This is a genomic window from Mesorhizobium sp. B2-4-12 (genome assembly GCF_006441575.1).
In the GTDB taxonomy this organism is placed as follows: domain Bacteria; phylum Pseudomonadota; class Alphaproteobacteria; order Rhizobiales; family Rhizobiaceae; genus Mesorhizobium.
Map to the genome: position 1 here is coordinate 64467 of NZ_VFVC01000020.1, position 13120 is coordinate 77586.

Consider the following 13120-nt stretch of genomic DNA (forward strand, 5'->3'; position numbering starts at 1 on the left):
TTGGAAGGAATAAATTCCTTCTGACTCTGCTTGACTCTTCCGGTCGCCTCTGGAATCTATGGGAACATAACAGGAACAATTGTGAGTGGAAGCTGACCGTCATGGCGATGAACGCCGTGGCGCGGGAGACTGTTTTTGCCCTGCGCCGCCAGATCGCGAAGATCGAGGGAACGCTGCCCGAGCGCCTGCAGGCGCCGGTCGCGGCGCCCCTTGGGGCTGACGCCAGCACTGATGCCCCGTCCAACGCCGATCTCACCATCGTCCGGCGCGGCAAGGCCGCGGCCTTGCCGGATGCCTTTCTGCCCATTGGTGTCGAGCGCCTCGATGCCGCCCTGAGCGGCGGCCTGCCGAAAGCCGCGCTGAGTGAAATCCATGGCCTGGAAACCCGCGATGCCGGGGCTGTCGCCGGCTTCGCCCTGTCGCTCACCAGCCTGATCCTCAAGCAGGCGCAAGGGCTGCCGGTGCTGTGGATCGGCACCACGGAAATCTTTCGCGAGGCGGGCTTTCCCTATGCCAGGGGGCTTCATGCCTCGTTCGGCATCGAGCCCGGGCAATTGCTGTTTTCCGAGGCGCCGAGGCTTCTCGATGCGCTGTGGGTCGCCGAGGAGGCCGCCAGGATGACGGCGCTCGCCGCCGTCATTCTCGAAATTCGCGGCAACCCGCAGCGGCTGGACCTGACCGCGACGCGGCGGCTGCATGCCAGGGCGATAAGTGCCGGGCGGCCGGTGTTCCTGCTGCGGCAGGCGGCCGAACCCGAACCGACGGCGGCACCTGTCCGCCTCATCGTCTCGCCGGCGCCGGCCCTGCCGCGCGCCACGGTCGCCGGGCCGCTCGCCGGTTCGATCGGCCGCCCTGCCTTCACCATCACCATCGGCAAGAGCCGCACGGCCCTGCCTGGACAATTCACACTGGAGTGGAACCCCGATGAACGCGTATTCGACGAAAGATGGGGCGAAGAAAGACGGGCCCGGCAACACCGGACAGAGGATCTTGTCCCTGTGGTTTCCCTATCTCGCGGCCGAAAGGATCCTGCGGCAGCGTCTGGGGCGGTCCTGGCGTTCCCACCCGTCGGATCACCCACCGCTCGTGATCAGCCATCGCCAGGGCAACGCGCAGCGCATCTCGGCCCTCGACGAGCGGGCTGAGGCGCTGCACCTGAAGCGCGACATGGGGATTGCCGATGCGCGCGCCATGCATCCGTCGATCGACATCGTCGAAGCCGATCCGGAGGCCGATCGCCGCCTGCTCGAAGGCCTTGCCGACTGGTGCGACCGCTACACCCCGCTGGTGGCGCTGGACGGGGCGGACGGCCTGTTTCTCGACGTCACCGGCTGCACCCATCTGTTCGGCGGCGAACGTGCCATGCTGGACGACATCCTGTCGCGCTTCTTCCATCAGGGTTTCGATGTCCGCGCCGGCCTTGCCCCGACACCAGGGGCGGCCTGGGCGGCGGCACGGTTCTGCGGCGACCGCATCGTTGCCGGCGGCGAGGAGGAAGCGCTGCTCGCGCCCTTGCCGCTGGCCGCATTGCGCATAGCACCGGAAACCCGCGCCAGCCTGGAAAGTGTGGGCCTGCGCACGGCGGGCGCCGTCATGGCCACGCCGCGCGCGCCGCTTGCCCGCCGCTTCGGCGCCTCCCTGCTTTTGCGCCTCGACCAGGCGCTTGGCCGTCTCGACGAGGCGGTCTCGCCACGTCTGCCCGTCGCGCCGCTTTCGGTCGAACGGCATCTCGCCGAGCCCGTCACCTTGACCGAGGACATCGAACGGCTGGTGGGCCTGCTGGCGACAACCTTGAAGACCGATCTCGAGCGCCGCGGCGAGGGCGCTCGCTCGCTGGCGCTGCTGCTCTTCCGCGTCGACGGCGCCGTCAGCCGCATCGCCTTGGGCACCTCGCGGCCGATGCGCGAACCCATGCTGATTCAGAAACTGTTCCATGAAAGGCTGGCCGCGCTCGAGCAGGACATCGATGCCGGCTATGGCTTCGACCTGGTGCGGCTTTCGGTGTTGGCCGCCGCCGCTTTCGAGATGCCGCAGGCCGATCTGACGGGCGAGACAACCGATGACGGCGCCGATATCGCGCTGTTCGCCGACCGCATCCGCGCCCGGCTGGGCGAGGGCGCGATCCTGCGGCCCGTCGCTGTCGAAAGCCATCTGCCGGAACGCGCCGTAGCCATCATTCCTTTCACCGAAGCGCCGCGCCGGACCACGCCGCCGAGGAAGCCGGACAGGATGCAGGCGCCGATGACCATTTTCCCGCCGGAGCGGCCGATCCGGCTGTTCCGCGCGCCCGAGCCCATAGAGGTGCCGGCCACCGAAATGCCGGAGGGGCCGCCGCGGCACTTCCGCTGGCGCCGCGCGCTCTACCGGGTGACGCGTGCCGAAGGTCCGGAGCGCATCGCCGCCGAATGGTGGCGCGAGGCGCCAGGCGACGCAGCGGCATCGACCCGCGACTATTTCCGCATCGAGGATGCCGACGGCCGCCGCTACTGGCTCTACCGTCAGGGCCTTTACGGCAGCGTCTCCCAGATCCCGCCGCGCTGGTTCATGCACGGGGTCTTCGCATGAACGCACTGACCATCATCCCCTATGCCGAGTTCGGCATCCAGTCGAATTTCTCCTTCCTGCGCGGCGCCTCCAAGCCAGAGGAGCTGGTGGTCGCGGCCAAGCTCCTGGGCTTTCCGGCGATCGGGCTTGCCGACCGCAACACGGTGGCCGGCGTGGTGCGCGCCTGGCAGCAGGCCAAGGTCGAAAAGCTCTCCTATCACCCCGGCTGCCGGCTGGTCTTTGGCGACGGCACGCCCGACATTCTCGCCTATCCCAGGGACCGCACGGGCTGGGGCCATCTGTGCCGCATGCTCACCCAAGCCAATCTGCGCGACGAGACCGAGAAGGGCGCCACCCTTCTCCAGCGCGGCGACCTGCTCGAATGGGGAGACCGGATGTCGCTGGCGGTGCTGCCGGATCTGACGGCGGGCGCGGAAGACAGCCTCGCTTTGCTCCGCCAGCTCAAGGACCGTTTCGGCGGAGCCCTGCGCCTTGGCGTCTCGCCCTGTTATGCCGGCAATGACCATTTCCGGATCGAGCAGGCGGCGGCGTTTGCCGAGGCTGCCGGCATCCCGCTGATGGCGACCAACGACGTCCTTTACCACACGGCCGAACGCCGCCCGCTGCAGGACGTGCTGACCGCGATCCGCCTCAACACGCCGGTGGCTGAAGTCGGGCTGGAACTCACCGCCAATGCCGAACGCCACCTCAAGCCGCCGCTGGAAATGGCCCGCCTGTTCCGCAGGCATCCGCGGGCGCTGGCCGAGACGCTGCGGTTCGAGGAAGAACTCACCTTCTCGCTCAGCGACCTCCAATACAATTACCCCGACGAGCCGACGGAATCTGGCCTCGGTCCGCAGGCCGAGCTGGAAAGGCTGGCGCGGGAAGGTGCGGCCAGGCGCTTCCCCGGCGGCGTCCCCGCCAGCGTCATAAAACGCATCGAGGAAGAACTCGCCCTCATCGAACGCCTGAACTACGCGCGCTACTTCCTGACCGTCTATGACATCATAAAATTCGCCCGTAGCCAGAACATCCTCTGCCAGGGACGCGGCTCCGCCGCCAATTCCATCATTTGCTTCTGCATCGGCATCACCGAGGTAGGCCCGGACAAGATCGACACACTTTTCGAGCGCTTCATTTCCGAAGAGCGCAACGAGCCGCCCGACATCGACGTCGACTTCGAGCATGAGCGGCGCGAAGAGGTCATGCAGTACATCTATTCGAAATACAGCGCCAAGCGCACCGCGCTCGCCGCCGCCGTCATCAGCTATCGCGGCCGCTCGGCACTGCGCGAAGTCTCCAAGGCAATGGGCCTGTCGGAGGATGTCCGGGCGTCCCTGTCCGGCTCGATCTGGGGCTGGTCGACATCCGAGCTTGGCGAGAAGGAAGCCCGGGCCGGGGGGCTCGACCGCAGCGATCCCGTATCGCGGCACGTGATGGAGCGCGCCAACGAGATCATGGGCTTTCCCCGCCATCTCTCGCAGCATGTCGGCGGTTTCGTCATCACCAGGGACCGGCTCGACGAGATCGTGCCCATCATCAAGACGGCGATGGACGAACGCAAGATGGTCGAATGGGACAAGGACGACCTCGACGCGGTGAAGATCCTCAAGGTCGATATTCTGGCGCTCGGTATGCTGACCTGCCTGCAGCGTGCCTTCACCCTGCTTGAGACTCATTACGGTGTCAGGGACGAGTTCGACAGGCCATTGACCCTGGATACAATCGCCAAGGAGGATCCTCGCGTCTACGACATGATCTGCCGTGCCGACACACTCGGCGTTTTCCAAATCGAATCGCGCGCGCAGATGTCGATGCTGCCTCGGCTCAGGCCACGCACTTTCTATGATCTGGTCATCGAAGTGGCGATCGTGCGGCCCGGTCCGATCCAGGGCGACATGGTCCATCCCTATCTGCGCCGTCGGCAGGAGAAGGAAAAACCCGAGTATCCCAAGCCGGAACTGAAAGAGATCCTCGGCAAGACACTCGGCGTGCCGTTGTTCCAGGAGCAGGCGATGAAGATCGCCATCGTCGCCGGTGGCTTCAAGCCAGGCAAGGCCGACGAACTGCGCCGCGCCATGGCCACTTTCAAGCGCACCGGCACCATCGGCAACTATCGCCAGCAGATGATCGACGGCATGACGGGCAGGGGCTACGAAAAGGAGTTCGCCGAGCGCTGCTTCAAGCAGATCGAGGGTTTTGGCGAATATGGCTTTCCCGAAAGCCATGCCGCCTCCTTTGCGCTCCTCGTCTATGCCTCATGCTGGTTCAAGACCTTCTATCCCGACGTGTTCTGCGCCGCGATCCTGAACTCGCAGCCGATGGGGTTCTACCAGCCGGCGCAGCTGGTGCGCGACGCGCGCGACCATGGCGTCGATATCCGCGAGGTCGACGTCAATTATTCCGTCTGGGACTGCATCCTCGAAAAGGCGCCTTTCGATCCGGCCCGCATCCTGCCGCGCCATGCCGAAATGCGCGGTGTCGTCCAGACGGATCATGCGGTGCGGCTCGGCTTCCGGCAGATCAAGGGACTTTCCCAGGAACGCATGGAGGCTTTCGTCGCGCGGCGCGGTGCAGGCTACGAAACCGTCCGGGACGTTTGGCTGCGCTCCGGCCTCGATGTCGGCGAGATCGAGAGGCTGGCGCAGGCCGATGCCTTCCGTTCGCTCGGCCTCGACCGCCGTGCCGCGCTTTGGCAGGTGCGTGCGCTCGACGGCAAGAGTGCGGCCGAAAAGCTGCCGCTGTTCGACCAGCCGGCGCTGCGCCTGCGCGAACTGGAACCCGAGACGAAGCTGCCCAAAATGCCGCTCGGCGAGCATGTCATCCACGACTACCGCTCGCTCGGCCTGTCGCTAAAGGCGCATCCGGTCGCCTTCCTGCGCGAGCGGCTCGACCGGGCCGGCATCATCCCCAACGCCAACCTGCCTTCCGTGCGCGACGGCAGGCGGGTTTCGGTTGCCGGTCTGGTGCTGGTGCGCCAGCGCCCCGGCAAGGGCAATGCGATCTTCCTGACGCTGGAAGACGACAAGGCTGTCGCCAATGTCATTTTCTGGGAGAGAACCTTTACCCGCTTCCGCCCTATCGTCATGGGCGCGCGGTTCGTGAAGGTCAGCGGGAAATTGCAGTCGGAATCCGGTGTCATCCATATCGTCGCGGAAAAGATCGAGGATCTGACACCCTGGCTGACCGTCCTGCTGGAGAAGGTCAGCGCGGCCGGCCCGCCTGCCACACGACACGCCTCCGGGGAAGGTCCGGGGCGCTCCAGCCAACCCGCACGACGGAACGCGCCGGTCGGCCAGGACCTGGCAACGCTGTCGGAAGAAGCGGAAAGGGTCATGCCCAAGGGGCGTAATTTTCAGTAGCCTTACCTTCGTCATCCACGGGCGGAGCAGGAGCGAAGCGACGTCGCGGAGACCCGAGGATCCATGCCGTGACGTCTGGTAAAGAATGCCACGGTCCAGCATGGCTTCCCGAGAGGAAAGGCACCCGGCTTTGGCCCGCTTCACATGTCACCTGTGTCGCGGCATGGATTCCAGGGTCTTCGCCACGCCCTTCGCGGCTGCTTCGCCCTGGAATGACGACGAAAAGGAGTGCTTCTGCGCCACTCAGCTCGGCCCGCTCAGCCGCGGCGGCGTTACGGGCAAAACGTCCTCCGCCGACAACGTCCGCGCTTCCGAGGGCAGCATGATCGGGATGCCGTCGCGTACCGGATAGGCGAGCTTGGCGACCCGCGAGACCAGTTCACCCCGCTCCGGATCCCAGGCCAGCGGCCCCTTGGTCAGCGGGCATGCCAGAAGCTCCAGCAGCTTCGGGTCGACACTGACCTTCCTTCCGTCACGTCCATCCGCCGCCATCACGGCCTCCCCTCAACCAACTGCCGACCCATCTCATTGCAGGCTCGAGCCAAAATCCTCGTTCTCGCGCGCCAGCGCCATTTCGGTGATGGCGATCAGCGTCTCGGCCCTTGTCTTCAGGTCAGCGGCCTCGAGCAGCGCCTGTTTCTCGGCCGGCCCGTAAGGCGCCATCATCGACAGCGCATTGACCAGCATGGCGTTTTCGGCGCGGCTGACGCTTTCCCAGTCGGCCTCGAGATCATTGGCTTGCAGATAGGCGCGAAACGCCTTGAGCAGCGCCGGCCGATCGATCTCGTTCGCCGCCTGGTCGTCACCAAGATCGGCCAGGAATGGCGCTGGCTTGACCTGGCGAAACGGCGTCTTGACAGTCAGCTCCTGGCCGATGCGGAACCGGCACACGCCCTGCAGCGAGATCAGGTAGCGGCCATCACCGGTCTCGGAAAAGGCGATGATGCGGCCGGCGCAGCCGACATTGCACAGCTCCGGCTCGCCATCCTCGCGCAGCGCGCCGTCGAGACTGGGCTGGATGATGCCGATGAGCCGCGAGCCGGCCACCGCCTGATCCACCATCTGCAGATAGCGTGGCTCGAAGATGTTGAGCGGCATGCGGCCGCCGGGCAGCAAGAGCGCTCCCTCGATCGGAAAGATCGGGATCGCTGACGGCAGATCCTTGGCGAGCCGGTAATGCGCGTTTCCCGCTTGCACCTCATTCCTCCGATCGCTTCACAACGCATGTCGCCCAAAAGTGACCTCGGTTTTGGGAGAACGACATGCATAAAAACAAAGACATAGTGCGCGTTCACGCCCGATCCGCCTTTGCCTGCCAGGGCCATCGGCCCGCCGAAGCCAGCTTTCTAATCTGGCGCAGTCGGCGCCGCCCGCAAGCCCGTGCGACGAAACGGCCTCGGGCTCAGGAAAACAGCAGCGACGACAATTTGCGCCGGGCGGCCAGCGTCGCCTCGTCGGTCATGCCCCAGGCTTCGAAGAAACGCAGCAATTGCGCCTTGGCGCCGTCCTCGTTCCACGTGCGGTCGGCCTTGATGATGGCCAGGAGATTGTCCGCCGCCGCCGTGCGCTCGCCTCGCGCGTTCTGGATCATGGCCAGGTCGAAGCGCGCCTGATGGTCGTTGGGATTGTCGGCCAGCCGGCGCTCGAACTCGGCCGGGTTGCCCAGTTCCGCCGCCTGTGCGGCGAGCGCCATCTTGGCGCGCAGCGCGGCAAGCGCCGGCGCGTCCTTCTTGGCCTCGGGTGCGGTTGCCAGCAGCGCCTCGGCGCCTTCGCTGTCGCCAGCCCCGAACAGGATCTCGCCCAGTCCGGCGATCGCCTCGATGGTCTCGGGCGCCTGCGCCAGGATGGCGTCATAGATGTCGGCGGCGGCCTGCATATCGCCGGCGTCGCGCGCCTCGGTCGCCGCGGCAATCGCCTCGGCCACGGCCGGCGCGCCATTGCCCTTGCCGCCGACCTTGTCGATGAACTGAACGATCTGGCTTTCGGGGATGGCGCCCATGAAGCCGTCGACCGGCTGACCGTCCTTGAAGGCGATGACCGCCGGAATCGACTGGATGCCGAGCTGGCCGGCGATCGAGGGATGATCGTCGATGTTCATCTTGACCAGCTTGACCTTGCCGCCGGCCGCCTTGACCGCCTTTTCCAGCTGCGGCGTCAGCTGCTTGCAGGGCCCACACCACGGCGCCCAGAAATCGATCAGCACCGGCTGGCGGCGCGATTCCTGGATGACGTCGGCCGCGAAGGCCGCGGTCGTCGTGTCCTTGATAATGTCGCCGGTTACAGGGACCGCCTCCCCAAGCGCGGCGTTGGCGCGCGCGGGTTCGGTTCCGCCATACTGCACCGTGGTGGCATACTGGCCGCCATTGCTGCCGAATGATCCGCCAAACCGATTGTTGTCGCTCATCTCGTCACCCTTTCGGTGCGCCGCCGAACAGCGGGCCGGCGCAATGTCTTCAATTGGAAGTCGGTTTCGCCATCCATGTGGCGATCATGCCGAGACTTTCAAGATAGCAGCATCATGCCCGGTTGCCTCGACGAATCTGATGAGATCGGCCGCCGCGATCGATGTCGTCGCCTCATTGGTCAGCGGATGCGCGTTGATGACGGCATGGTCCATCAAATCCTTGTCGAGCACCAGCCTGACCTTGTTTGCCGTATCGTTGATGACGCCGAAGACGGTGACCGCGCCCGGCGTGACGCCGAGCAGCTCCATCAGCATCTCCGGCTTGCCGAAGGAAACACGGCTGGCGGCGCCTATCAATTGATGGATCTGCTTGAGATCGACGACGGCGTCCTCGCCGACGGTGACGAGGAAGAAATTATCCTTCTTGTCCTTCAGGAACAGGTTTTTCGTGTGGCCGCCGGTGATCTCGCCGCGCAGTGCCTGCGAATCGGCGACGGTGTAGAGCGGCGGGTGGCGTCTCGTCGAAACGGCGATGCCGAGTTCGGCGAGAAAGGCAAGAAGCTCGGCTTCGGTCTTTGGCATTGGGTTCTTCTTCGGCTGGTTTCCAGCCATGCCGTTTACGGCCAATGAGGCGCCCGACACAAGACCACCGCGCGCCAGGGCGCACAAATCGACCCTTTGCCGGCAAGTCTCGCCGGCATCACCACGTTGCGTCAAAAAAGGCTGCGATTTCCCTGTTGCAATCGCCGCGCTCTTCAGCCATATAGGCCCGGCTTGCGGCCAAGGGCCGTGTGAGCGGGTGTAGCTCAGGGGTAGAGCACAACCTTGCCAAGGTTGGGGTCGAGCGTTCGAATCGCTTCACCCGCTCCAGTTTCCTTCCAGGGAATCAAGCATCGAAAAGCCGCGGTTCGCCGCGGCTTTTTCGCATTTTGGGCCGGCCAGAGATCGCGGCGACTTCAGGCTGCGGAAGGTCGTGGTCACCGCGCGGTTACCGGTTCGCGGTTATCAGTTTGCGGATTCGACGCGGCGTGAAATCCGAACTTCGCGCAAAGGCATGCTGGGGATTGATAATAGTTCAAATCTGCGCTATCTCCGGAACACCGCGACGCAGGAATGCGCGTCGTCCACCTCCTTCGATCGTGTTGGAGGGCGGTTACGCGAAACAACTCAGGCATGGCCCGATATGTTTCGTACGCCTTGGGAAGACGTTTCAGTCTTGTTGCCGCCTTCGGTGACGCCGGGATTTTCCTGGTAAGCGGAAGGAGGATGCGCACGGACCTAGTGTCCTTGGCACCTCGGATCGTCAACCTCGTGTTGCGATCGGGTTTTTGACGAGTTCAGTCTCGATCGCCTAGCCAAGGACCATTAAGATGAACATCACTAGCACAAAAGAATATACCGTTCTCCCGCGTCCTGCGGAAAAACTTCCTGAGTACGCGCACGCAAAGGCCCGCCAAACCCTTGCAGAAAAACTGCAAGAGGCATTCGGCCTGTCCGAAGCGGCGGCAGCAGCTATCTCGAACGCTGTTGTGGATCCGGCTGCGGTACGAAAGTCCATCAATGATACTGCTGACCCGACTGTTGAATCCATCGCCGTGCCTGGCGGAACCCTGCTTGGGATTCGAACTGCGGTGTGGGCTCGCCGGATCATGCCAGATGCCCGCAACCCACGCACGCTCCCGTCTCGTCGGCACCCCTTCGCAGTTGAACCTGGGAAAGGTGCTGAGGATTCAAAGTTCCGGCCGGTGCCAGAGCCCCGCACCCCATCAGGTGTGGGTCCCGAGATCGCTGAGCTGGCGGTCCAAATTGAGAGCCGTGAGCATCTGCATTGGGCCTCTCAGCAGGCGGCAGGATATGTGCTCGCAAACAACAACTGGAAGGATTCGATTGCTTCCCAGGGCGTCATGGAATCCGTCTATCTGGTCGCGATGACATATAACCATGATGACGGCATAGAACCGGTTACGACGCTCACTACTGTGGACGGGTCGTCCCGCGTAACGGCCACACATGAGATACTCGGCATTCGATCGTCCGACGTGCCATACGATGACCAGGATACAAAATTCCGGGGCCACATCCGTAAACTCAACGAAGAGTATGAGCGCGGAGCTGACAAACAGACCCTCGACACGCTGAGGTGCGAGCGCATTCCTGCTTTGATCTTGGTTGGATTTGTACCCTATCACTCAGGGACTACAGGGTTTCCAACAGCGGTTAAGTCGATCGTCGCGCTGCGCCATGTCGACCCCCCGACCCCTTGGGGGGAAGGTCCAGAAAATGAATCTCTTGCCGATGAAGTTCTCGATGAATTGCATCGTCGGAGTTTGATAACTAGCATTCAGCATGCCTACTACGCCGGCTCTTGCACGAGAGCAGAGGCGCGCGCTGCCCACCTCTCGGATGATCCAGCGATTCGGGCAGCCGAAATTGTTGGTTTGCTGACGAACCCCGATCAGCGTTTCCGCACTGCCATTCGTGTCGCCGTTACGAGCCAGTCCACGCGGAAGCGAATTGGCACAAAGCTTCTGAACGACCTTGCTACGGCGCTTGTGCTTCGAGCGGTCGCGGGTGACCCTTCAAAAGCAGACCAGGTGCGCCGTTATCTTCGGTTCGCTTTCGGAAAATCGGTGCATAGCCAAGTTTGGCAGAGCACTTCCCGTGACACTGACACCTTGGTCAACGCGGCACTGTCCGAGGTCCATCAATCGATCGCCAATGGATCGGTTGATGAGAGGGGCCCAGCTTCTCTCGAACTTGCAGTCCGCGCGGCCTATCCCCTTGTTGTTTCGGGCAGGCTAAATGCCGACCGAGGCTCGGCTAACAATGATCAGCCCGATCGGCGGACGCCGGGTGAAGTCCTTGACGCCATGCGACAGAACGTTCAGGGCGTCTACCAGCTCGGCCAAGCCTTGAGAGATTTTGCCGAGGGTCGTCATATTCGGGCGGTCGCTGACGACGGTACAATCAAGGTGCAGGGCGACGCCGGCGACCAGATGGTCAATGACATCTACTTGCGGGGAGAATTCCCGCCTGCCGGGAAAGCGCGGGCACGCAGACCCGGGGATACGCCGACCGACCGCTACCACAACGCCGTAAGCGCCATGGCTAATGCGATCACGGCATTGACCGAAGCTTTCGACAATCTAAGAAGTGTCGAGGGAGATGACGGGCGTGCGCTTGTCGAAACGAAGGGTGTTGATCAGCGTGCCTGTGCGGCATGGCGTGAAGAACTGACCCAGATCGATGATGAGCTCGTCCTGTGGAGTGTGACGCATCGTCGGGCCAATGGTGCAAACGCCGATGCCCGTCGTCTGGTGGAAGAAGCAAAAAGTCTTGATGACGAGCCGATCATGGATGTTACGGATGAATGGGAACTAGAAGGCGATGAGCCCCTCTCTCAGACCGCAGACTAACCAATCGGTGTAAAACCGTCAGAAGTCGAAACGCCAAGGCCAGTAGGTAGCCTTGGCGTTTTTGCGCTTCCGCCGGCACGTACAATCCGGCGCCGCTCGCCCGCTCTTGCGCCGCGAGTGTCTCCATCACCATCTCATGGCGCTCAACGTACGTCGGCCGCCCGCATGATTTGGCACGGATCCGTGCCTATGGCTCGACACACATCAATATACTCCGCCACATCGAGTCGCCGCTCGCCTAGCTCAAATTTCGACACAAATGTCTGACGGACACCAAGGCGTTTTCCAAGCTCGACCTGGGTGACGCCAGCTTCCTTTCGCGCTTCTACAAGAAGTTCGATCATTCTGCGGTAGAGATCGGAGCGAATTGAGGACAACGGAAGCGCCAGTTCGGAAGACCAGCGCTTCAATAGAACCCGAATTCGGAGTACCCCAAATTAGGGTATTATGACATTGTCGCCCGAACGGGGATTCGGGCGCATGAAGCATCAGTACGTCGGGGACATCAGCGACTACCGGAAATATGCGTTGCTAAGGGCGCTGTCGTGGGACAGCGCTAATGGCATTGGAGTTTGCTGGATGTTGACACCTTCAGACGGAAGCTCTGACGGCAGGAAGCTGGGCTATCTCGATCAGCCTGAACGGCATCGCCACTTCGACCCGGAATTATTCGACACCTTGGCGCACGCCGCTGACGAGCCGGATCGCCGCCGTCTGCAAACCATCGAGGACAGCGGCGCCATTCCAGGCGCGGCCTACTTCAACGAACTGTTGCCGGATGAGCTTTCGGCCCGGACTGCCTGTATAGAACGTTGCCTGGCGGTGTTCCAGGATACCGATCTCGTCTTTTTCGATCCGGACAACGGTTTGGAGACATCGCTGCCGAAGGGCCGCAAGAATTCATCCAAATACCTGTACCTGGACGAGGTGGGTGCCTTCTACGCATCGGGGAAATCTCTGCTGATTTACCAGCACTTTCCCAGGGTCGAGCGTCGAGCCTTTCTGGCCTCTTGTATCGAGCGCCTGCGAAGCGTCGCGCCTGGCGCCCTGCTCTGGACGTTCACCACCGCCCACGTGGTCTTTTTCCTTGTTGTCCATCCGGAGAGCCCTGCGAGGCTGGCCGTTGCCGCAACAGAGGCTTGCGGACGCTGGGGCGAGGACTTCATTGCCGGGCGATATGTCGGCCGGTCTCGCGGTGCAATGCCAATAATTGACAGCGAAGTTCACGCGTGATTTTTCGGGATAATAACAATGTTTCAATAGGTTACGCTGCCATGCACCGGAATATGAAATACGCGCACACGGCACTATTCTTGTCTGGGATGGCCCTCGCCGCCTGCACGCCAGTTGAGACAAAAACATCCTTGCTAACCCCCGCCAACGGCACAGTCCTG

Annotated in this window: 10 protein-coding genes and 1 tRNA gene; 6 read left to right on the forward strand and 5 right to left on the reverse strand. The window is 63.1% G+C overall.

Annotated elements, in window-relative coordinates; translation table 11 throughout:
• Positions 1 to 101 precede the first annotated feature (101 nt).
• The 3 genes from FJ934_RS28385 to FJ934_RS14280 are packed head-to-tail and all read left to right on the forward strand — an operon-like array spanning position 102 to position 5906.
• Positions 102 to 1145 (forward strand): hypothetical protein, encoded by a 1044-nt coding sequence (locus FJ934_RS28385; protein WP_140610250.1) that lies wholly within the window; start codon positions 102 to 104, stop codon positions 1143 to 1145.
• Complete coding sequence (locus tag FJ934_RS14275; RefSeq protein WP_140610251.1) at positions 1087 to 2565, forward strand: DUF6504 family protein; 1479 nt, start codon at positions 1087 to 1089, stop codon at positions 2563 to 2565. The genes FJ934_RS28385 and FJ934_RS14275 overlap by 59 nt, the downstream gene beginning before the upstream one ends.
• Entirely contained in the window at positions 2562 to 5906 is a 3345-nt protein-coding gene (locus tag FJ934_RS14280; RefSeq protein ID WP_140610252.1) for an error-prone DNA polymerase, read from the forward strand. Before FJ934_RS14275 ends, FJ934_RS14280 begins: the two co-directional genes overlap by 4 nt.
• 243 nt (positions 5907 to 6149) lie before the next feature.
• Here FJ934_RS14280 and FJ934_RS14285 read toward each other — a convergent pair whose 3' ends face one another.
• The 4 genes from FJ934_RS14285 to FJ934_RS14300 form a co-directional block, all read right to left on the reverse strand.
• Positions 6150 to 6398: a Trm112 family protein gene (locus FJ934_RS14285; RefSeq protein ID WP_140610253.1), complete on the reverse strand. Its 249-nt coding sequence runs from the start codon at positions 6396 to 6398 to the stop codon at positions 6150 to 6152.
• Between the two features lie 33 nt (positions 6399 to 6431).
• A complete protein-coding gene (locus FJ934_RS14290) occupies positions 6432 to 7103 on the reverse strand; it encodes an LON peptidase substrate-binding domain-containing protein (RefSeq protein WP_140610254.1) in 672 nt (223 codons plus the stop codon).
• 205 nt (positions 7104 to 7308) lie between these two features.
• The gene (gene trxA, locus FJ934_RS14295; protein WP_140610255.1) at positions 7309 to 8310 is read right to left on the reverse strand and encodes a thioredoxin; all 1002 of its coding nucleotides are present in this window, start codon (positions 8308 to 8310) and stop codon (positions 7309 to 7311) included.
• Between the two features lie 84 nt (positions 8311 to 8394).
• The gene (locus FJ934_RS14300) at positions 8395 to 8892 is read right to left on the reverse strand and encodes a prolyl-tRNA synthetase associated domain-containing protein (protein ID WP_140610256.1); all 498 of its coding nucleotides are present in this window, start codon (positions 8890 to 8892) and stop codon (positions 8395 to 8397) included.
• Between the two features lie 213 nt (positions 8893 to 9105).
• Between FJ934_RS14300 and FJ934_RS14305 the strand changes: the two genes are divergently transcribed.
• Positions 9106 to 9180 (forward strand) — tRNA-Gly (locus FJ934_RS14305).
• A gap of 500 nt (positions 9181 to 9680) precedes the next feature.
• Positions 9681 to 11726: a hypothetical protein gene (locus FJ934_RS14310; protein WP_140610257.1), complete on the forward strand. Its 2046-nt coding sequence runs from the start codon at positions 9681 to 9683 to the stop codon at positions 11724 to 11726.
• A gap of 143 nt (positions 11727 to 11869) precedes the next feature.
• Here the strand turns inward: FJ934_RS14310 and FJ934_RS14315 are convergent, their stop codons facing one another.
• Positions 11870 to 12070, reverse strand: a complete 201-nt coding sequence (locus FJ934_RS14315) for a helix-turn-helix transcriptional regulator (protein ID WP_210241958.1) — start codon at positions 12068 to 12070, stop codon at positions 11870 to 11872.
• Between the two features lie 136 nt (positions 12071 to 12206).
• Here FJ934_RS14315 and FJ934_RS14320 point away from each other — a divergent pair, with 136 nt between their 5' ends.
• Positions 12207 to 12959 (forward strand): hypothetical protein, encoded by a 753-nt coding sequence (locus tag FJ934_RS14320; protein WP_140610258.1) that lies wholly within the window; start codon positions 12207 to 12209, stop codon positions 12957 to 12959.
• The last annotated feature ends 161 nt before the right edge of the window (positions 12960 to 13120 follow it).